The 21173-nt window shown below is 59.5% G+C and carries 18 protein-coding genes and 1 tRNA gene; 16 read left to right on the top strand and 3 right to left on the bottom strand.

What is annotated here, in order from left to right; translation table 11 throughout:
- Positions 1-44 precede the first annotated feature (44 nt).
- From IFT59_RS08520 to lpxB, 9 genes are all read left to right on the top strand, one after another.
- Positions 45-788 carry an isoprenyl transferase gene (locus tag IFT59_RS08520; RefSeq protein ID WP_062457306.1) on the top strand — a complete coding sequence of 248 codons (744 nt, stop codon included), beginning with the start codon at positions 45-47 and terminating at the stop codon, positions 786-788.
- The gene (locus IFT59_RS08515; protein ID WP_062457303.1) at positions 788-1621 is read left to right on the top strand and encodes a phosphatidate cytidylyltransferase; all 834 of its coding nucleotides are present in this window, start codon (positions 788-790) and stop codon (positions 1619-1621) included. Before IFT59_RS08520 ends, IFT59_RS08515 begins: the two co-directional genes overlap by 1 nt.
- Before the next feature lie 41 nt (positions 1622-1662).
- The gene (gene rseP / locus IFT59_RS08510) at positions 1663-2784 is read left to right on the top strand and encodes an RIP metalloprotease RseP (RefSeq protein WP_192086629.1); all 1122 of its coding nucleotides are present in this window, start codon (positions 1663-1665) and stop codon (positions 2782-2784) included.
- A gap of 196 nt (positions 2785-2980) precedes the next feature.
- A complete protein-coding gene (gene bamA, locus IFT59_RS08505) occupies positions 2981-5344 on the top strand; it encodes an outer membrane protein assembly factor BamA (RefSeq protein ID WP_062580420.1) in 2364 nt (787 codons plus the stop codon).
- Between the two features lie 51 nt (positions 5345-5395).
- The gene (gene lpxD, locus IFT59_RS08500) at positions 5396-6463 is read left to right on the top strand and encodes a UDP-3-O-(3-hydroxymyristoyl)glucosamine N-acyltransferase (protein WP_192086628.1); all 1068 of its coding nucleotides are present in this window, start codon (positions 5396-5398) and stop codon (positions 6461-6463) included.
- Complete coding sequence (gene fabZ / locus IFT59_RS08495; RefSeq protein WP_062457291.1) at positions 6453-6917, top strand: 3-hydroxyacyl-ACP dehydratase FabZ; 465 nt, start codon at positions 6453-6455, stop codon at positions 6915-6917. The genes lpxD and fabZ overlap by 11 nt, the downstream gene beginning before the upstream one ends.
- Positions 6914-7729 carry an acyl-ACP--UDP-N-acetylglucosamine O-acyltransferase gene (gene lpxA, locus IFT59_RS08490; protein ID WP_192086627.1) on the top strand — a complete coding sequence of 272 codons (816 nt, stop codon included), beginning with the start codon at positions 6914-6916 and terminating at the stop codon, positions 7727-7729. The genes fabZ and lpxA overlap by 4 nt, the downstream gene beginning before the upstream one ends.
- Positions 7729-8616 carry an LpxI family protein gene (locus IFT59_RS08485; RefSeq protein WP_192086626.1) on the top strand — a complete coding sequence of 296 codons (888 nt, stop codon included), beginning with the start codon at positions 7729-7731 and terminating at the stop codon, positions 8614-8616. The genes lpxA and IFT59_RS08485 overlap by 1 nt, the downstream gene beginning before the upstream one ends.
- Positions 8616-9794 (top strand): lipid-A-disaccharide synthase, encoded by a 1179-nt coding sequence (gene lpxB, locus IFT59_RS08480; RefSeq protein WP_192086625.1) that lies wholly within the window; start codon positions 8616-8618, stop codon positions 9792-9794. Before IFT59_RS08485 ends, lpxB begins: the two co-directional genes overlap by 1 nt.
- Positions 9795-9829: 35 nt before the next feature.
- Here the strand turns inward: lpxB and gltA are convergent, their stop codons facing one another.
- A complete protein-coding gene (gene gltA / locus IFT59_RS08475; protein ID WP_062457278.1) occupies positions 9830-11119 on the bottom strand; it encodes a citrate synthase in 1290 nt (429 codons plus the stop codon).
- A 293-nt stretch (positions 11120-11412) separates the two neighbouring features.
- Here gltA and IFT59_RS08470 point away from each other — a divergent pair, with 293 nt between their 5' ends.
- Entirely contained in the window at positions 11413-13962 is a 2550-nt protein-coding gene (locus IFT59_RS08470) for a ComEC/Rec2 family competence protein (RefSeq protein WP_192086624.1), read from the top strand.
- On the opposite strand, the gene lexA is transcribed toward IFT59_RS08470, so the two are convergent.
- Entirely contained in the window at positions 13943-14662 is a 720-nt protein-coding gene (gene lexA / locus IFT59_RS08465; protein ID WP_062457274.1) for a transcriptional repressor LexA, read from the bottom strand. The two genes, IFT59_RS08470 and lexA, sit on opposite strands and share 20 nt — an antisense overlap.
- A 192-nt stretch (positions 14663-14854) precedes the next feature.
- Between lexA and IFT59_RS08460 the strand changes: the two genes are divergently transcribed.
- The 6 genes from IFT59_RS08460 to IFT59_RS08435 all read left to right on the top strand — a co-directional run bounded on the left by IFT59_RS08460 (position 14855) and on the right by IFT59_RS08435 (position 20723).
- Positions 14855-15730: a VOC family protein gene (locus IFT59_RS08460; RefSeq protein WP_192086623.1), complete on the top strand. Its 876-nt coding sequence runs from the start codon at positions 14855-14857 to the stop codon at positions 15728-15730.
- A 4-nt stretch (positions 15731-15734) separates the two neighbouring features.
- Entirely contained in the window at positions 15735-16580 is an 846-nt protein-coding gene (kdsA, locus tag IFT59_RS08455) for a 3-deoxy-8-phosphooctulonate synthase (protein ID WP_192086622.1), read from the top strand.
- A 128-nt stretch (positions 16581-16708) separates the two neighbouring features.
- Complete coding sequence (gene eno, locus IFT59_RS08450) at positions 16709-17983, top strand: phosphopyruvate hydratase (RefSeq protein WP_062457265.1); 1275 nt, start codon at positions 16709-16711, stop codon at positions 17981-17983.
- A gap of 170 nt (positions 17984-18153) precedes the next feature.
- Complete coding sequence (locus tag IFT59_RS08445; protein ID WP_192086621.1) at positions 18154-19398, top strand: aminotransferase class I/II-fold pyridoxal phosphate-dependent enzyme; 1245 nt, start codon at positions 18154-18156, stop codon at positions 19396-19398.
- Between the two features lie 152 nt (positions 19399-19550).
- The gene (locus IFT59_RS08440; protein WP_062457259.1) at positions 19551-20465 is read left to right on the top strand and encodes a PhzF family phenazine biosynthesis protein; all 915 of its coding nucleotides are present in this window, start codon (positions 19551-19553) and stop codon (positions 20463-20465) included.
- A gap of 182 nt (positions 20466-20647) precedes the next feature.
- A tRNA-Lys gene (locus IFT59_RS08435) sits at positions 20648-20723 on the top strand.
- Positions 20724-20760: 37 nt separating this feature from the next.
- On the opposite strand, the gene IFT59_RS08430 is transcribed toward IFT59_RS08435, so the two are convergent.
- Positions 20761-21045, bottom strand: a complete 285-nt coding sequence (locus IFT59_RS08430) for a hypothetical protein (RefSeq protein ID WP_192086620.1) — start codon at positions 21043-21045, stop codon at positions 20761-20763.
- Positions 21046-21173: the final 128 nt, after the last annotated feature.

Below are 21173 nucleotides of genomic sequence, written 5' to 3'. Positions count from 1 at the left end.
CGCGACGCCGCAACGTTGCGGCTGCGAAAGGAACGGCATCGATTATGGCGACCCCCGAACTTGCGATAATCCCTCGGCATGTCGCCATCATCATGGATGGCAACGGACGGTGGGCCAACAAGCGTGGGCTTCCCCGTACCGTTGGCCACAGCAAAGGGATGGAAGCCGTTCGCGAAACGGTGAAGGCGGCAGGCGAGGCGGGTGTGGAGTATCTCACCCTGTTCGCCTTTTCGTCGGAGAACTGGAGCCGTCCGGAAGCCGAGGTGAACGACCTGATGGGGCTTCTACGCCGCTTCATCCGCCGCGACCTCGCCGAACTGCATCATTCCAATGTTCGCATCCGCATCATTGGCGACCGCGTCAAGCTGCGCGGCGATCTTCTGCCTCTGCTTCTGGAGGCCGAGGAGACGACGCGCAACAACACGGCGCTGACACTTGTGATCGCGTTCAATTATGGCTCGCGTGACGAGATCGTCCGTGCGACGGTGAGCCTGGCAAAGGACGTGCGCGCAGGCCTTCTCGATCCAGAGGCGATCGATGCGGCGATGATTTGCGGGCGTCTGGACACCGCCGATATTCCAGACCCGGACCTGATCATCCGCACCAGCGGCGAAGAAAGGCTTTCGAACTTCCTGCTTTGGCAGGCAGCCTATTCGGAGTTCCTGTTCATTCCCGAATACTGGCCGGATTTCGACAAGCAGCTCTTCTTCCAGGCCCTCAAGGTCTACGCCTCTCGCGACCGCCGCTTCGGCGCCGTCTCGGCCACTCCCACCGCGGTCGTCGGCTGATGTCGGGAGAATTGAAAAAGCGTCTTCTGTCGGCAATCGTGCTTGCCATCGTGGTCCTGGCTGCGACCTGGGCAGGTGGACTCCCATTCCGGGCCGTCGCAGCCGTGATCGGCGTGCTCGTCTATTACGAATGGTCCACGATCACTCGATTGAAGGACGTTGATTTCCAGGGCAACGCCTTCGGTTGGCTGATCGTCGTCCTTGTCGCGTTGAATGTTCTCGGCGGTGACGACCAGATGTCGATGCCGCTCCTTGGCGGCGGCGTGATAACAGCCATGCTGTTTGTCGTTCTGCGAAAGCGTAGCTGGTGGCTGCCATCAGGCATCCTCTACGCAGGCTTGAGTACGATCGCCATTGCCGCGATCCGGGGTGAAAACCAGATCGGCCTGATGGCGATGCTGTTTCTGTTCGCCGTCGTCTGGTCCACGGACATTCTCGCCTATTTCATCGGCCGCAAACTGAAGGGGCCGAAACTCGCGCCACGGATCTCGCCCGGCAAGACATGGTCTGGAGCGATCGGCGGTACTGTTTCCGCCGTTATCGCCGGATCTGCGCTGAGTGGTGTTGTGTTCTCGGACTTCTCGCTGTGGACTGCCTTCATGGCGCTCATCCTGTCGGTCGCGAGCCAGATCGGTGACCTGTTCGAATCCTTCATCAAGCGCCGATTCGGCGTGAAGGATTCCAGTCATCTCATCCCCGGCCACGGTGGTGTGATGGATCGCGTCGACGGTCTCGTTTTTGCCTGTTTCGCGGCGTTTCTTCTCACACTTGCGCACGCCGCCTGGACAAGCCATGTTGACGCAAGCGTCGCGGCCTATCTTTTCGGCCTCTGATAAATGTCGGTCCTTGCGACCGCTGGAAACCGGAAACTGAAATGGCCATCCTGACCTTCGTTACGGGTTACATCATCCCCTTCATCCTCGTCCTGTCGCTGCTCGTCTTCGTGCATGAAATGGGCCACTACCTTGTCGGCCGCTGGTGCGGCATCCGCTCGACTGCGTTTTCTGTCGGCTTCGGACCGGAACTGATCGGGTTTACGGACAAACGCGGCACGCGCTGGAAGATCTCTGCGATTCCGCTTGGTGGGTATGTAAAGTTCTTCGGCGACGACGATGTCGCCAGTATGCCCGATGCCAAAAGTGTCTCGCATATGACCGAGGCGGACAAGGCGCACACGCTGGCCGGGGCCAAGCTGTGGAAACGCGCGGCGACCGTGGCTGCCGGACCCATTGCCAATTTCATTCTGGCGATCGCAATCTTCGCCGTCCTGTTCAGCGTTTACGGAAAGGTCATCGCCGATCCCGTCGTCGCCGAAGTGAGGCCTGACAGCGCCGCGGCAGAAGCTGGTGTGCAGAGGGGGGACCGTCTGGTCGCGCTCGATGGCAGTCGCATCAAGACGTTCGACGACGTCCGCCGCTATGTCAGCGTGCGTCCGGAAACCCCGATCACCGTCACCGTTGAACGCAACGGGCAGGACATCGACCTGCCTATGGTGCCAAAGCGCAGTGAGATCACCGACCAGTTCGGCAACAAGGTCGAGCTTGGCCTGATCGGCATCGTCACCAACGAACAGCTGGGTAATTTCAGGACCGAAACCTTCTCGCCCCTCGAGGCAGTGGCGGAAGGGGTCAAGGAAACCGGAAATATCGTCACCGGCACATTCCGCTACATCGGCAACCTCGTGACGGGTCGCATGAAGGCTGATCAGCTGGGCGGTCCTGTCAGGGTCGCGCAGGCATCTGGCCAGATGGCGAGCCTCGGCTTTGCCGCCGTTGTTCAGCTGGCAGCCGTACTGTCAGTTTCCATTGGATTGTTGAACCTGATGCCGGTTCCTGTTCTGGACGGAGGGCATCTGGTATTTTATGCAATCGAGGCCATCAGAGGCAAGCCGCTGGGGTCTGGTGCTCAGGAGATCGCATTCCGGATCGGACTGGCCATGGTGCTCAGCCTGATGGTGTTTGCGACATTCAACGACATCAGTAATCTCATCGGTTAACCCCGTGAGATCGTTGAAATAACCCTTTATTTACCATGTTTGCATGTGGTGCGTGGCGATATGGCCACGCATCGAAAGGAAGTAAATAGAAATTAACGCGATATCTTGCTTGTAGGGCAAAAGCAGGTAAAACGACACACGTGGCCGGAGTCGGGTTCACCCGCCAAGGGACAACGGGAAAAGGTAAGAAGTGAAAATGAAGGCTGGTTCAAAGTTCTTGAACGCAGTGTCGGCGGTTGCGCTGTCTGCTAGTGTTGTTGCGTCGGGCGCCGGTGTGCTGGTGCTTGCCTCTGCTCCCGCTGCCGAGGCAGCTACCATTCGTAGCGTACAGGTCCGCGGCGCTCAGCGCGCCGGCGAAGAAGCTGTCCGTTCGAACCTTACAATCCGTCCCGGCGTTGCATTCGCCGCGAGCGACATCGACGAGTCTGTGAAGCGTCTCTATGCGACCGGATTTTTCTCCGATGTCCGCATCAGCGTTTCCGGTAGCGCGCTTGTCGTTACCGTCAGCGAAAACAAGCTGATCAACCAGGTTGTCTTCAACGGCAACCGCAAGATCAAGGACGACAAGCTCGCTGGCGCCGTTCAGACGCAGCCACTTGGCCCTTACAACCAGTCCATGATCAACGCCGACATCGAACGCATCCGCGAATCGTATCGCGCGATTGGTCGTAGCGACGTTGAAGTCACGACGCAGACCGCCGATGTCGGCCAGGGCCGCGTCAACCTTGCCTTCGTCATCAACGAAGGTGACCGCACCAAGATTGCCAACATTACCTTTGTTGGAAACCAGGCCTACGGCGACGGTCGTCTGAAGTCGACGATCATCACCAAAGAATCCGGTCCTCTGTCTTTCCTGACCCGCAAGGATGTCTACAGCGAAGACAAGCTGCGTGCTGACGAAGACACGCTCCGCCAGTTCTACTACAACCACGGCTATCCGGATTTCCGGGTCGTGTCGTCGCAGGCGGTTCTTGACGAGTCGACTAACCAGTACAACATCACCTTCACGGTCGAGGAAGGTGCTCGCTACCAGTACGGCAACATTGCCGTTGAATCGACGGTAGAAGGCATCTCCGGTCAGGACCTGGAGGGTCTCGTCGAGACCAATTCCGGCAGCACCTACGATGCCCGTGAAATCCAGAAGACGATGGATGCGATTTCGAAGCGCGTCTCGTCTGCCGGCTATCCGTTTGCGCGTGTCACGCCACGCGGCGATCGCAACTTTGAAAACCACACGATCGGCGTCTCCTACATGGTCGACCAGGGCGAGCGCGCCTATGTCGAGCGTATCGAGGTTCGCGGCAACACCCGCACCCGCGACTATGTTATTCGCCGCGAGTTCGACTTCTCCGAAGGCGATGCGTTCAATCAGGGCATGATTGCCCGCGCCAAGAAGCGTCTTGAGGCGCTTGGCTACTTCACCACCGTCAACGTGACGACGCAGCAGGGCAGCTCTGCCGACCGTGTCGTCGTGATCGTGGACGTCGAAGATCAGCCAACCGGTTCGTTCGGTATCGGTGCAGGTTACGCTGCTGGCGGTGACGGCTTCCTTCTCGAAGCATCCATCGAAGAAAAGAACTTCCTCGGTCGTGGCCAGTACATCCGCGTTGCGGCAGGTGCCGGTACGGACGACGCGCGCAGCTACAGCATCTCGTTCACCGAGCCTTACTTCCTCGGTTACCGTCTTGCTGCCGGCTTCGACATCTTTAAGAGCACGACCTCTTCGAACGATTACTACGACTATAGCGAACAGGGAATCACCCTGCGCGTAACGGCGCCGATCACTGAAGAGCTGGCGACGACGTTCCGCTACACCTACAAGACGATCAAGTACGAAGAAGACGGTGCTTTTGGTGGTGACGGCCTGCCGTTTACGCTTGATGACAAGGTGTCGCAGACCTACGCGAACCTGATCGACGAAGGCAAGTATACGCAGTCGTCAGTGTCGCAGTCGCTGGTCTACAACTCGCTGGACAGCCAGACGCTTCCACGTGAAGGTCTGTTTGCATCCTTCACGCATGAATATGCCGGCCTCGGTGGCGACTCCGACTTCTACAAGGTCACAGCCCGCGCCCGTTACTTCCACCTTCTTTCGACCGAAGCCGATCTGGTTGGTTCGATTGCCGTCGGTGGTGGTCATGTGTTCAAGACCGGTGATGATCTGAACGTCTTCGATCAGTTCACGATCGGCGGTCGTCAGATCCGTGGCTTCAAGAACGACGGTATCGGTCCGCGCACGGACGACCACGGCGATGCTCTCGGTGGCACGAGCTACTTCAATGCCTCGGCTGAAATGACGATGCCGATGCCGCTCATCCCGGAAGATGTCGGTTTCCGTGCCGCTGTCTTTGCTGACGCCGGTTCGCTGTTCGGCAATGAAACCAAGACTTTCGGTGACAAGGTCAACGGCACCGACATGTCGATCCGCGCCTCGGTCGGCGTTGGTGTCATGTGGGCTTCGCCGTTCGGCAACCTGCGCGTCGATTACGCCGAGCCGGTCGTCAAGGAAGACTTCGACGAGAAGCAGCAGTTCCGCTTCAGCATGGCGAACCAGTTCTGATCGTCTCCGGCCGCGAAAGCGGCCGGAAACCTGTTCTGGAGCTCAGGGTTCATGGACCATAACAAATTTTTCCCGCCTCATGATGGCGTGAGCCTGCGTGAGCTGGCCGCCCATCTTGGGGTTGAACTGCTTGACGAGCGTGCCGGTGACGAACTGGTGCGGTCTGTCTCGCCCGTTGCGCGTGCGCGCAAAGGCGATCTCTGCTACATCCTCTCCAGGAAAAGCCGCGCCGATCTCGAGACCTGCGAAGCGTCGGCAATCCTTTGCGATCCGGGCCTGAAATCCATCATTCCAGATCACATTCCGGTGCTTGCGACGAAGAAGCCGCATACGGCTTTTGCAGAGGCCGGCGCGCTTCTGCATCCCATCGCGCTTCGTCCATCTCCGGTAACATCGCAGTCCGGCATTTCTCCGGCGGCCTTTGTCGATCCGACGGCAAGACTCGAGCCTGGTGTCGAGATCGAGCCCATGGCGGTAATCGGTGCGCGTGTCGAAATCGGCAGCGGCACACGGATTGCTGCCGGCGCCGTGATCGGTGCTGACGTGAAGATCGGCCGCGACTGCACGATCGCCTCTGGCGCCAGCATTCTGTCAGCATTGATCGGCAACAACGTCATCATCCACAATGGCGCGCGCATCGGTCAGGACGGCTTCGGTTATGCGCCCGGCCCGAAAGGCATGCTCAAGATCGTGCAGGTCGGGCGCGTCATCATCCAGGATCATGTCGAGATTGGCGCCAATACGACGATCGACCGCGGCACGATGGATGACACTGTGATCGGCGAGGGCACCAAGATCGACAATCAGGTTCAGGTCGGCCATAACGTCCGCATCGGTCGCCATTGCGGTATCGTGTCTGGCGTCGGCATTGCCGGATCGACCCGTATCGGCAATGGCGTAATGATCGGTGGTGCGAGCGGCGTTAACGGTCACATCTCGATCGGTGATGGCGTGCAGATCGCAGCGATGAGCGGCGTGGTCGCCGATATCCCGGCCGGGCAGACCTATGGCGGAATTCCGGCGCGGCCGATAAAAGACTTTTTGAGAGACATGGCGGAGATCATGTCGCGTTCCGATGACCGGGCGAAACGCCGAGGAGATAAGAAAAATGACGGATGAGACCAAGCCGGAGCTCGGCGCGGCCGACATTCAGGAAATCATGCGCCTTCTGCCGCATCGCTACCCGTTTCTCCTGGTCGACAAGATCATCGAGATCGATGGCGACAGCTCGGCTGTTGGCATCAAGAACGTGACGGCAAACGAGCCCCATTTCACCGGTCATTTTCCCGAGCAGCCGATTATGCCGGGCGTTCTTCTCGTCGAGGGCATGGCACAGACTGCCGGCGCGATCTGTGCGCGCAAGCAGGGTGGGGCTGGCAATCTCGTCTACTTCATGACGATCGACAACGCGCGTTTCCGCAAGCCGGTCGTGCCGGGTGACCGCGTGGAATTTCATGTCGTCAAGCAGAAGCAGCGCGGCAATATCTGGAAGTTCCATTGCGACGCCAAGGTCGATGGTCAGCTGGTTGCGGAAGCCGATATCGGCGCCATGATGCGCAAGGAAAGCGAATGAGCATGATCTCGGCCAGCGCGCGCATCCACCCTTCGGCCGTGGTCGAGGATGGCGCCGTGATTGGCGAGAACGTCGTCGTTGGACCGTTCTCCCATGTCGGCCCGCGCGTGGTGCTGAAGGACAATGTCGAGCTCATTTCGCATGCGGTCGTCAGTGGCAATACCGAGATCGGCAAGGGATGTCGGATCTTCCCGATGGCGGTCATCGGTGGTGTGTCGCAGAGCCTTCACGAAGCCGGTGAGGATTCGAGCCTGACCATTGGCGATAACTGCACGATGCGCGAAGGCGTGACGATGAACACCGGGACGACGGGCGGTGGTGGCAAGACGGTCGTTGGTGACAATTGCCTCTTCCTTGCAAATTCGCACGTCGCGCATGATTGCCAGCTCGGCAGCCATATCATCATGTCCAACAACGTGATGCTGGCTGGTCACGTGCAGGTCTCCGATCGTGCGATCCTGGGCGGTGGCTGCGCCGTTCACCAGTTTACCCGCATTGGTCGGCAAGCCTTCATCGGTGGGCTTTCCGCCGTCAACTACGACGTCATTCCGTTTGGCATGCTGAACGGCAATCCCGGTCTTCTGGGCGGCCTGAACGTCGTCGGCATGACCCGCGCCGGCATTGATCGCGCAACGATCCATATCGTTCGTCGCGCATTCAAGAAGATCTTCGAAGGCGAGGCAAATGTTCGCGCCAATGCCGCAGCGATCCGCGACGAGTTTGCCGATTGCCCGGAGGCCATGGAAATCATCGATTTCATCACAGCCGATAGTGACCGCGCGATCTCATCGCCTTTCCGCAGGAAGGGCTGATGGTCGCGGCCGGCGCCCCTGGCCAAGCGCGAGAGGGCCGGCTGGCGATTATCGCCGGTAAAGGCTTTTTGCCGGTCTACCTGGCGGATGCCGCACGTGTTGCAGGCGAAGATCCGTTCATCATCCAGCTGAAGGATGAGGCGGATCATCGCTTTGACGGGTTCGACCATGTGTCGCTGGGCGTCGGCGATCTTTCAGGGATCGAGAAGAGTTTTCGCGAAAGAGGCATCCGTCGCGTCGTGATGTCGGGCGGCGTCGCAAGGCGCCCCGAATGGCGCGACATTCATCCAACCTTCAAGACCCTGATCAAATTGCCCTCCGTCGTGCGCACACTGCTATCAGCCGGCGATGACGCAGTGCTGCAGATGGTGATCAAGTTGATCGAGGCCATGGGTTGCGAAGTTCTGGGTGCCCACGACATCGCGCCGGGCCTGCTGGCGAAGGTCGGTCCGCTTGGCCAAGTGTCTCCAGGCGGTGACGATCTGCGTGACATCGAACGCGGTGTCGAGGCTGCGAGCGCACTCGGCAATCTCGATATCGGCCAGGGCGCTGTCAGCGTCGGCGGCCGCGTTGTGGCACTCGAAGGTGTCGAGGGAACCGACCGGATGATGCAGCGCGTTGCCGAACTGCGCGCCGAGGGGCGTATCTCCACGCGCCGCAAGGGCGTGCTCGTCAAGCTCTGCAAGCTCCACCAGGATATGCGCGCGGACCTGCCCACCATCGGGCCATCCACCGTCGAACATGCCGTCGCGGCCGGGCTGGCGGGGATCGCCGTGGAAGCGGGCAGGGCGCTGGTGCTGGAAGAAGCAAAGCTGATCAAAGCTGCTGACGCCCACGGCATTTTCGTCTGCGGCATCGATCAGGCCCTTCCGTCGAGAGGATTGTGATGAACCAAGGTTTGAAGGTTGCGATCATCGCCGGCGAAGTGTCGGGCGATCTCTTAGGGGCAGACCTCATCGCAGCACTGAAGGCGTCCTACGCCGGTCCCGTCGAACTGATCGGGGTGGGCGGTGATGCACTGTCGGCCCAAGGCCTTCAGTCGCTGTTCGATTTCTCCGAATTGTCCATCATGGGCATCACCCAGGTGCTCGCGCGTCTTCCCAACCTGATCCGTCGCATCAACCAGACGGCGGCTGCGATCGTCGCCGCAAAGCCCGATGTGCTTGTCATCGTCGACAGCCCTGACTTTACCCACCGAGTGGCAAGAAAGGTGAGGGCGGCCCTGCCGGATCTGCCGATCGTTGATTATGTCTGCCCCAGTGTCTGGGCCTGGAAGGAATATCGTGCCAAGGCGATGCTCTCCTATGTCGACCTCGTTCTTGCCGTCCTTCCGTTCGAGCCGGAAGCGATGCGGAGGCTGGAGGGTCCGCAGACAGTGTTCGTCGGTCACCGGCTGACCAATGATGCGGATCTCCTGAGGGTCCGTGCTGCGCGCGCCGAGAGGCCGGTCAAGACCTCCGCCGACAAGAAGACGATCCTCTTGCTTCCGGGCTCCCGTTCAGCCGAAATCAAGGCACTCCTACCCGTGTTCGGCGAGGCTGCGCGCGAGTTTGCAGATCGCAATGGTGAGACCCGGTTCCTGCTTCCGACGGTACCGCGCCGGGAAGAACTGGTGCGTGAGATGGCCGCAGATCTGCCGGTTCATGTCGAGATTACCACGGATACAGCCGGAAAATGGGCTGCCTTCGCAGAGGCGGACGTGGCGCTGGCGGCTTCAGGGACGGTTATCCTGGAACTGGGGCTTGCGACGGTTCCCGTTGTCTCAGCCTACAAGACGGACTGGCTGATCAAGCTTCTGGCCGGCCGCATCAAGATCTGGACCGGCGCGCTTCCGAACCTGATCGCCGACTACCCGGTCGTTCCCGAGTATGTCAACGAGGTCGTGCGACCCGGAAGCCTCAGCCGCTGGGCGGAACGTCTGTCCGCCGACACGCCGGAGCGCCGTGCGATGCTCGACGGGTTCGCACTTGCCTGGCAGAGACTGGACGTCCCTGTTCCGCCTGGAGAGGCCGCAGCAGGTGCGATACTCGAACTGTTAGACAACAAAAAACCCGTTCATCGCTGAACGGGTTTTTCTTTTCGCAAAGCCTAATTCAGCGCCTAGCGCTTCGAAACGGGCGTGTAGTCACGCTGCGCTTCGCCGGTATAGAGCTGGCGCGGACGACCGATACGCTGCTGCGGATCTTCGATCATTTCGGCCCACTGGGCGATCCAGCCGACGGTACGCGCAAGCGCGAACAGAACGGTGAACATCGTCGTGGGGAAGCCCATCGCCTTCAAGGTGATGCCCGAATAGAAGTCGATGTTCGGGTACAGCTTCTTTTCGATGAAGTAGGGGTCCGTCAGAGCAATCTTCTCGAGTTCCATGGCGACCTGCAGAAGCGGATCGTCCTTGTGACCGAGTTCCGCCAGCACTTCATGCGTGGTCTTCTGCATGATCTTGGCGCGCGGATCGTAGTTCTTGTAGACGCGGTGACCAAAGCCCATCAGACGGAACGGATCGTTCTTGTCCTTGGCACGGGCGATGTATTCCGGGATCTTATCGACGGTCCCGATCTCGGTCAGCATGTTGAGCGCTGCTTCGTTGGCGCCGCCGTGAGCGGGGCCCCAGAGGCAGGCAATGCCGGCAGCGATACAGGCGAACGGGTTTGCACCCGAGGAACCTGCAAGGCGAACCGTCGAGGTCGACGCGTTCTGTTCGTGATCCGCATGCAGGATGAAGATGCGATCCATGGCGCGCGACAGGACCGGGTTGACCTTGTATTCTTCGCACGGCACGGCAAAGCACATGCGCAGGAAGTTGGAGGCGTAATCCAGGTCGTTCTGCGGATACACGAAGGGCTGGCCGATATGGTACTTGTACGCCATGGCGGCGAGCGTCGGCATCTTGGCGATCATGCGCAGCGACGCAACCATCCGCTGGTGCGGATCGGTGATGTCGGTGGAATCGTGATAGAAGGCCGAGAGAGCGCCCACGCAACCGCACATGACGGCCATAGGATGCGCATCGCGGCGGAAGCCGGTGAAGAAGCGGCTCATCTGCTCGTGGACCATGGTGTGCATGGTTACGCGATGATCGAAGTCCTTCTTCTGGGCAGCCGTCGGCAGTTCTCCATAGAGAAGCAGATAGCAGGTTTCCAGAAAGTCACCCTGTTCAGCAAGCTGCTCGATCGGGTAGCCGCGGTGCAGGAGAACACCCTTGTCGCCGTCGATATAGGTGATCTTGGATTCACAGGATGCAGTCGACGTGAAGCCGGGGTCGTAGGTGAAGGCACCGGTTTGCTTGTACAGGGCTGCGATATCGATAACATCCGGCCCAATGGTGCCCGATCGCACCGAGAGGTCGACTGTCTTATCACCAAGTACGAGATTTGCGCTTTGTTCCGTCATTCTGATCCTCCAACCTGTTGGCGGCATGGCGCCCAGAAAGCGCCATAAGAGTTAAGCGTCGCAAGTTAGCTATATGATCCTAAAGGTGATGCCAAGCGCTCCTGCGACATTTTGTGCAGCGCGAAAATAATTTAGGCAGGCCACGTTTAAAAGATGCCCAACCTCATGGTGTAAGAGGCCGTAACGTGAAGGAAAACCGCAGCTTGGCGAATGTGTTGACGAGGAGAATATAAACGCGCAGGTTGCGTTTACCAATCACCGTCTCTGCAGCGGAGCCGGCGGGATAAACCATCATGGCGAATGGCGGAGCGATTTTTGAGGCAGCCAGCAGCAAGCCGATGATGCTTGCTTCGACACCCCACGCAATCGCACTCTGGACGCCCGAATCGGCATCGCAGACAATGCCCGCGGAAGTCAGGAATGATGGTCGAAACGACCATCATTCCGAGGATGTTTTCCTGGGATACGTGGTCAGAGACCGGCCCGTTTCCAAATGGCTGTGCACGTCGTTGAGCGAGGAGCTTTCCCACGGTCATGTGTTCCTCTTCCTGCCTGTCTTGCTGGGCGCCGGCGCTGCGACCTGGTTCGCACTTCCTTGGACGCCATCGCCATTCATTCTCGCAACCATGCTTGCGATCTCGATGGTGACCGCAGGGCTGACACGGTATCGCGCGCATCCACTGTCTCGTGCCAACCTTGTACTCTGCCTGCTTCTCTCCGGTTCTGCGCTGGCAGCGCTCGAAACCTGGCGGTGTTCGACGGTCGTGCTCGATTCGCCCGTCACAACGACCATCAGCGGGATTGTCGAACGACGCGAAGCCGATGCACAGCGCCGCTGGCGCTATATCCTCAGGATCGAGCAGACATCTGAGCCCTCGCTTTCACGACCGCCACAGCGCGTCTCGGTTCTTGCCAGAAGCCAACACGAGCCTGCAGACATCGGAGAGCGCGTTTCCGGCCGTGCCCGTCTGTCGCCACCCTCTGGCCCGGCGCTTCCCGGATTGAACGATTTCGCCTTCTCCTCCTACTTCGATCAAATCGGGGCCGTTGGCTTCTTTTACGGCGCGCCTAGCGTACAACCGGCGATCGATGACCAACCCGGGTTATGGTCGGACATGCAGCGAGGGCTTTTTGCGCTTCGCAGCGCAATCGGCAATCGCATCCGCGATACGGTCAAGGGGGATGCGGGCGCTTTTGCTGCCGCAATCGTGACCGACGAGCGCCGTGCAATTTCCCGTGAGACGACCGAGGCGCTTCGTCTGTCCGGGCTGGCCCATATCGTCGCGATCTCAGGCCTCAACATGGCGCTGGCAGCCGGTATCTTCTTCGTCGGCGTCCGCTCCGTCCTGTCGCTGTTTCCAGGCTTTGCGCAGGCCTATCCGATCAAGAAGTTTGCCGCGTTCGGTGCGCTTGTCATGGCGACCGCCTATTACCTGATTTCCGGGTTCGGGGTTTCCGCCGAGCGAGCCTATATCATGATGGCGGTGATGCTGGTCGCCGTGCTCGTCGATCGACCCTCCATCAGCCTTCGCAACGTCGCCCTTTCGGCAATCATCATCCTCGCCATCTCGCCGTCGGAGATTCTGGGTCCGAGTTTCCAGATGTCGTTTGCGGCAACCGCGGCACTGGTGGCAGGGTTCGCCCTCTGGACGCGATATTTCGCGAAAGGAAAGGAGGAGACAAAAGGTAGCAACCGTTGGATAACGGGTATTGCGGCGACGTTGCATTTCATTGCCGGGATCGTGGTGACGTCGCTGATCGGCAGTACGTCGACGTCGATCTATTCGATCGAGCATTTCCACCATCTGACCACCTACGGCCTCGCGGCCAATCTCGCGGCCATGCCGATCATTTCCTTCGTGGTGATGCCGGCAGGTCTCGTGGCCATGCTGCTGATGCCGTTCGGGCTGGATGCTCCCGTTCTGTTCATCATGGGCGAGGGGCTGCGGATCGTCATTCGCATTGCCGAGATCGTCGCCGCATGGGGCGGCGATATTGCCATCGGCCGGCAGAACCCGCTTTTCCTGCCTCTGGCGACGGCAGGCTTTCTGCTTCTGACGCTGCTGCGCACGCCGCTGAGGTTGACAGGCGCGCTGTTCATGGCGGTGGCTTTGCTCTTTGCGGTCCGCTCAGGCTCGGCGCCGAGGCCTGATATCGTCATATCCGAAGACGGCGCGTCAGTGGGACTGATCCAGGATGACAAGATCACCCTCAATCGAACCCGACCGCCGGGATTTATCTACGATCAATGGCGGCGAGCGCTGGTGCTTGAGACCGGAGAACAACCGCTCGCCTTGCCGGTTCTTGCCTCTTCGGAACCAGCGCGAGGTGCCAGCCTTGCGAAAAGCGATGACAGACCACCTGGACCACATTCGCGACCGGATTTGACGCGCCGGGAAATCGAATATGTCAGGGGTTTTCTTCAAGCATTGAAGCCCGGACGATTCGCCTGTCTGCCGAAAATCCTGTGCGCGGCGCAGACTGCTCAGGACATCCGGATCGTCACCGTCGAAGACAACCGATACACCGGTCTTGCCTGCGATGTCGGTCGGATCATCGTCTCGCCCGGCGCACGCTTCGATACTTGCCGCTCCGGCGCCTTGCTTCTCAGCGGGCGGACGTTGCGCCGGACTGGCGCACTGGAAATCACCATTATTCCGAACGCGACAGCGCCAGACATCAAGATTACGGCGGCAATGCGAGACAGCGCACAGACCTCAAGCCGTCCGTGGACCGTCCACCGGTTCTATGACTGGCGAACGCGACAACTCGACTTTGGCATCCCGGAGGCTGTTGCTGCGCATCTCCGGGATGACACCGTTCTTAATGATAGCGGCGAATAAGGCCGACAAGCTTGCCCTGGACCTTCACCCGGTCGGGCGGGAAGATGCGGGTCTCGTAAGCCGGGTTTGCCGCTTCCAGTGCGATCGAGGCACCCTTGCGGCGAAACCGCTTCAGGGTCGCTTCTTCCTCATCGACCAGGGCAACGATGATATCGCCTGGACTTGCGGTGCTGGTATTCTTGATGATGACGGTATCGCCATCGAGGATGCCGGCATCGATCATCGAATCGCCCTTCACTTCGAGCGCGTAATGATCGCCGGAACCCAGCATCTCGATCGGAACGGCGATGTCATGGGTGTTGTTCTGGATCGCGGAGATCGGCACGCCGGCAGCGATTCGACCCATGACCGGAATGTTTGTCGAGAACGGATTGTCCGCCATGACCGGCGCCGGCTTCTGAGCGACGACCGGTTGCGTTTTGCCGAGGCTTCCCTCGATGACACTGGGAGAAAAACCCCGTCGCGGATGAAGGTTCGCCACATAGGCGTCAGGCAGCTTGATCACTTCGAGCGCGCGTGCTCTGTTCGGCAGACGGCGAATAAAGCCACGCTCCTCGAGCGCGGTGATCAGCCTATGGATGCCGGACTTCGATGCAAGGTCGAGAGCGTCCTTCATTTCGTCAAACGACGGCGGCACGCCTGATTCTTTCATCCGCTCGTGGATGAACAGAAGTAACTCCTGTTGCTTGCGTGTCAGCATGGACGGGACCCTCAGAATTGGAAACAAATGCAGAACGGACGCTATATGTTCTATCTGTGTTCCGCAAGCCCCAAATTTTTGCTCAAGAATAGTCTCATTTCAGCGTTCGATCACGTATTCAGTTCGTGCGCAGCACTTGCCGAGTTTCCCGCGATAGCCAATGTTCTGCGGAATAAGACTTTGGGGGTGTAAGTGGGTAACAAGTCAGTCGATCATTTGGTTCTGCCCGTTGCAGATCTGGCGTCAGCGCGGGGGAGGTTGACCGCTCTCGGCTTTACTGTGGCACCTGAAGGTGTTCACCCTTTCGGCACAGCCAATGCCTGCATATTCTTCGCGGATGGCTCGTACCTCGAGCCACTGGCCATTGTGAACCGTCGGCAAGCCTCGCTTGCGGCAAAACGAGGCAACGTGTTCACCGATCGCGACATCCGCTTTCGCGGCCAGCGGAAAAGGGAAGGTCTATCGGCGGTGGTCGTCGGGACGCAGGATGCAGCGGCCGATCATAGCCGTTTTGTGGACGGGTACATGTCTGCGGGCGAGATGCTTCAGTTCTCCCGCCCGATGCAGTTGCCCGATGGTGGGGAGAGCGAAGTCTCATTCCGTCTGGCGTTCGCGGCAGTCCCCGAGGTCGATGACATCTTGCTGTTTTCCTGCCAGCGCATGGCCGCATTACCGGCAGATCGCGGTGGTCTTGATGAGCACGCAAACGCCGTTACAGGCCTTCGAGAGATCGTCTTTTCTGCAGATGACCCGCTGGAGTTTCTGCCGCTTTTCGAAACCGTGTTCGAGACGCAACCCGAGCAAGGGAAAGACGGTCTGCGGATCGAAGCTGCCAATGCCGGCATCCGCATTCAATCCAACGACACGTTCAGCGACGAGTTCCGGTCTTCGATGAAGCCCTTGTTATCGTCGCGCCTCGCTGCGCGCGGGATCATCTTCAAGACCACCGATCTCGCCGTGACAGAGATCACCCTTGCTGCTAATGACGTCGCATTCATCCGCAGGGATGGCCGCGTGATCGTGTCGGCAGCCCCGGGGCAAGGTGTGGTTTTCGGTTTCGAGGAATAGTGAAATGACAGTCTCCGTCAATTCTGAAGTGTCCGTGGGCGAGGGGAGTTCGAAAGTCGTTTTCTCAAACACGGCAAAGCTCTCGCTGATTGCCGGTCCCTGCCAGATGGAAAGCCGTGATCATGCGTTCATGATCGCCGGCACGCTTGTCGAACTCTGCAAGAAACTCGGCATCGGCCTCGTCTACAAATCCTCCTTCGACAAGGCCAACCGCACGTCGATCTCCGGCAAGCGCGGCATCGGCTTGGACAACGCGATGGCGATCTTTGCCGATCTGAAGACGGAATTCGGCTTTCCCGTTCTGACCGACATTCACACTGAAGAGCAATGCGCTCTCGTGGCGGATACGATCGATATCCTGCAGATCCCCGCCTTCCTGTCGCGCCAGACGGACTTGCTCGTCGCGGCCGCAAAGACGGGTTGCGCGATCAACGTGAAGAAGGGCCAGTTCCTGGCGCCCTGGGACATGAAGAACGTCCAGGCGAAGTTCCTCGAAAGCGGCAATCCCAATGTGATGCTGTGCGAGCGCGGTGCCTCGTTCGGCTACAACACGCTTGTCTCCGACATGCGCTCGCTGCCGATCATGGCGGCTCTCGGAAGCCCCGTTATTTTTGACGCAACCCATTCCGTGCAGCAGCCCGGCGGCCAGGGCGGTTCTTCCGGCGGCCAGCGCGAATTTGTCGAAACGCTGGCGCGGGCAGCCGTCGCCGTCGGCGTTGCTGGCGTCTTTATCGAAACCCACGAAGACCCTGACAACGCACCGTCCGACGGTCCGAACATGGTCCACCTGAAGGACATGCCGCGCCTTCTGGAAAAGCTGCTGGCCTTCGACGCCATCGCAAAAGGCTGACGGCGTCGAAAAACCGCCGAATTGACTGGACTGTAATCCGCGTGTCATCGACGATCGCACAATGTCGATGACACGCCTGTTCGCTGAGCCTGCGAATTCAGGCTCGCACATTAACCGAGGAGAGACCCTTGACCGCCATTACCGACATCATCGCTCGCGAAATTCTGGACAGCCGTGGCAATCCGACCGTCGAGGTGGATGTTTATCTGGAAGACGGCTCGATGGGCCGCGCCGCCGTTCCGTCGGGAGCCTCCACGGGCGCGCATGAAGCCGTCGAACTTCGCGATGGCGGCAAGCGCTATGGTGGCAAGGGCGTCGAAAAGGCTGTCGAAGCCGTCAACACCGAGATCTTCGACGCGATCGGCGGCTTCGATGCCGAAAGCCAGATCCACATCGACAAGACCCTGATCGCGCTCGACGGCACCCCGAACAAGTCGCGCCTGGGTGCAAACGCCATTCTCGGCGTCTCGCTTGCCGTTGCCAAGGCCGCAGCCGAATCGTCCGGCCTGCCGCTCTATCGCTATATCGGCGGCGCCTCCGCCCATCTTCTGCCGGTCCCGATGATGAACATCATCAACGGCGGCGCTCACGCCGACAACCCGATCGATTTCCAGGAATTCATGATCATGCCTGTCGGCGCCGAGACGCTGAAGGATGCCGTGCGCATGGGTGCGGAAATCTTCCACGTCCTCAAGAAGGAACTGGCAGCGCAGGGGCACAACACCAATGTCGGCGACGAAGGCGGTTTCGCGCCGGGCCTGAAGAGCGCGCCGGAAGCCCTCGACTTCATCATGAAGTCGGTCGAAAAGGCCGGCTACCGGCCGGGCGATGACGTCCACCTGGCGCTTGATTGCGCAGCGACCGAATTCTTCAAGAACGGCAAGTATGAGCTGGAAGGCGAAGGCCGCTCGCTCGAGCCCGAAGCAATGGCTGATTACCTGGCAGAACTTGCCGGCAAGTACCCGATCATCTCGATCGAAGACGGCATGTCGGAAGACGACTGGGCTGGCTGGAAGTATCTCACCGACAAGATCGGTTCCAAGGTTCAGCTCGTCGGCGACGACCTGTTCGTGACCAACTCGGCCCGTCTGCGCGATGGGATCCGTCAGGGCACAGCCAACTCGATCCTCGTCAAGGTCAACCAGATCGGCTCGCTCACCGAAACGCTCGATGCTGTCGAAACAGCGCACAAGGCAAGCTACACGGCCGTCATGTCGCACCGTTCGGGTGAGACGGAAGACTCGACAATTGCCGATCTCGCAGTCGCCACCAACTGCGGACAGATCAAGACCGGTTCGCTGTCGCGCTCTGATCGTCTGGCCAAGTACAACCAGCTGATCCGTATCGAAGAAATGCTTGGGCCGCAGGCCGCCTACGCGGGCCGCTCGATCCTCAAGGCCTGATCATTCCGGTCGACTGAGGCAGACTATCCGAGAGCCCGCGCCATCTGCGCGGGCTTTTGCGTTTTACAATTCGTGATCGCACCGTACCAAAAACCGATAGGTCAGCATTGTTGACCTGTCGAAACTTATGTAAACCAAAGCCAAGAATATTGAAATAAAAGGAAACGCCCGTGCTTGATTGGGACCATATTTTCGCGACACGCTCCAGCCGCATGAAAGCCTCCGAAATTCGCGAACTGCTGAAGCTTCTGGAGCAGCCGGATATCATTTCGTTCGCCGGCGGCATTCCGGATCCGGCACTGTTTCCGGCCGAGGAATTCCAGAAGGCCTATGCGGATATCTTCTCAGGCGCTCAAGTGAACTCGGCGCTGCAGTATTCGGTCAGCGAAGGCTACAAGCCGCTACGCGACTGGATCGTCGCCGATGTCGCCAAGATCGGCATCGACTGTACCGCCGACAACGTCTTCATCACGTCAGGCTCCCAGCAGGCGCTCGATTACCTCGGCAAACTGTTTCTGTCGCCGAACGATACGGCGCTCGTCACGTGGCCGACCTATCTCGGTGCGCTCTCCGCGTTCAATGCCTATGAGCCGACCTACGATCAGCTCTCGGTCAACGGCAACCGCACGCCGGAAGCCTATCGCGAGACGGCGTCGAAAGCCGGTGGCTCGGTGAAGTTTGCCTATCTGTCCGCCGACTTCTCCAATCCGACCGGCGAGACGATCGATCTCGCAGGCCGCGAAAAGCTTCTGGCACTGGCCGACGAACTCGATATCGCGATTCTCGAAGATGCCGCATACCAGAACCTGCGCTTCGATGGCGAACCGGTCTCGCCGATCCTCGCTCTCGACATCGCCCGCAGCGGCGGCATCGAAAAGACCCGCACGATCTACAGCGGCAGCTTTTCCAAGACGCTCGCACCCGGTCTGCGCGTCGGCTTCGTCATCGGAGCGATGCCGGTCATCCGCAAACTGGTGCTGTTGAAGCAGGCGGCCGATCTGCATTCGTCGACGATCAACCAGATCGCCGTCGAGCATGTCGCTTCGCGCGGTTTCGATGAACAGGTTGCCAAGATCAAGCGGGTCTATAGCAGCCGCCGCGATTCCATGCTGGCGGCACTTGCGAAATACATGCCGAAGGGAACGACCTGGACAAAGCCCGAAGGCGGCATGTTCGTGTGGCTGACGCTGCCTGAGGGCATGGACGGTGCCGAATTACTGGCAAAGTCGCTGGCAACCGAAAAGGTCGCCTTCGTGCCCGGCAAGGCGTTCTACGCCGACGGCAGCAACGCCAACACGCTGCGCATCAGCTTCTCCTGCGCCAACGACGAGATGATCGACGAAGGCATCAAGCGGCTCGGAAGACTGATCGGCAATGCCGAGACCCGCGAGCACGAAGCGCTCCCGATCATCTGAGTAGCGATGCTCTGAGAGAGGCGAGCCGGGGATGGTTCGCTTTTCTCGCATGCTGTTGGTAGCCAGATCACCAGCCGGTGACGTTGATCAGGGGTTGCGCCATCGGACGCCCTCGGGCAGTTTTGCGCCCGGTATATGAGGAGGAGTTTGCATTGGCGCGTCCCTACAGCATCTACGACGTCTTCACCGACACCAAACTTTCCGGCAATCCGCTTGCGGTCATCTTCGATGCAGACGGGCTCGACGATGGCGCCATGCAGGCGATCGCGAAGGAGATGAACCTCTCGGAGACGGTGTTCGTCCAGACGTCGACAAACACCACCCATTCGGCAAAGCTGCGAATCTTCACACCGGGCCGGGAACTTCCTTTCGCCGGCCATCCGACGGTCGGAACGGCCATTGCCCTTGCCGAGCGCACCCATGGCCGCGACAGCGATCTCGATCTGGTCTGCGTTCTCGAGGAAGCGGTCGGTCCGGTTCGGTGCGCCGTGCGTCTGCGCCAGGGGGAGGTGGGCTTCGCCGAATTCGATCTGCCGAAGAAGTCGCAGCGGATCGACCTTGCCTTGAACCGTCAGGGCATCGCGGACGCGCTCGGCGTCGAGTTGACGGATATCGGGTTCGAAAACCACGTTGCGTCGATCTGGAGCGCCGGTGTGCCTTTCCTGATGATCCCGCTGCACAATCTTGCAGCTGTCCAGGACATGGAATTCGATGCCCCGCTTTGGGAGAAGGTCGCTCCTTTCGTCGAGGGTGCGCTCGCTTCAGCCTATGTCTATTGCCGCGGCGGCGTCCATCATCAGGCGAAATTTCATGCCCGGATGTTCTCGCCGGATATGGGCATCGCTGAAGACCCAGCCACGGGTGGGGCGGTAGCGGCATTGTCCGGCGCGATCCATCATTTCGACGGCCCGCCGGATGGGCATCACCCCCTTCTCATCGAGCAAGGCGTCGAGATGGGACGGCCGTCCTTTATCCATCTCCATATCGATGTGCAGGAAGGGGCCATTGCAAAAGCCCGGATCGGCGGACAAGCGATCCGACTTGCCGAAGGCGTTATCGAAATCTAGTCGAAATTCTCAAACCTCTGATTTTGTTACTATAAGTCCGGATATCCTTGCAAAGGCAGTTCGCTCGCGCAAAAAAGAAGCTGCTGATCCAACAAATTTCGCCGGAGGTGCTGGACAAGCCCAAACTTCCCATTTATACGGCCCACACACCGGCGGAAACGACGCTTCGCCAAACCGGTTACGGGTGATTAGCTCAGTTGGTAGAGCAGCTGACTCTTAATCAGCGGGTCGTAGGTTCGAGCCCTACATCACCCACCAAATCAATCCTTTACATCGAAATGTTCAAATGCCGGTTTCACCGGCAGATGGCGTTTCCGTTACCGTCGACGACGCAGTTTCGCTGCGTCGCGCCGACGCTTCCGGGGCGTGGTGAGGGCCGTTCCTCGATGACACCGGGTCTGCGTCCACCCATATGTCCCGAGACGCCATCGCCTTGTGGCGTTACCTCGAAATTCTCGTTTCCATAGGTGCCGTAATATCCGCCCGTCCCATCCGGCTGGATTTCGGTATTGCGAAATTGCTGTGCTTCAGCGGGTAAGGCGGCGAGCGTGAGCGCCAAGGCAGCGATCAGGGTTCTCATCGGAATCTCCTTCCGTATGATAGTCTATCACAATCTGAATAGTGCACTCTGGGGCTTCCTGCCGAGCAAATGTCGGCTTTTTTGTACCACCTTGCATTTGTCTCGGGCGAGGTTGCAATTCGTTCGGA

This window comes from Rhizobium sp. CFBP 8752, assembly GCF_014842035.1.
Classification (GTDB): domain Bacteria; phylum Pseudomonadota; class Alphaproteobacteria; order Rhizobiales; family Rhizobiaceae; genus Neorhizobium; species Neorhizobium soli.
This window is presented reverse-complemented; position numbering and strand designations above follow the sequence as displayed.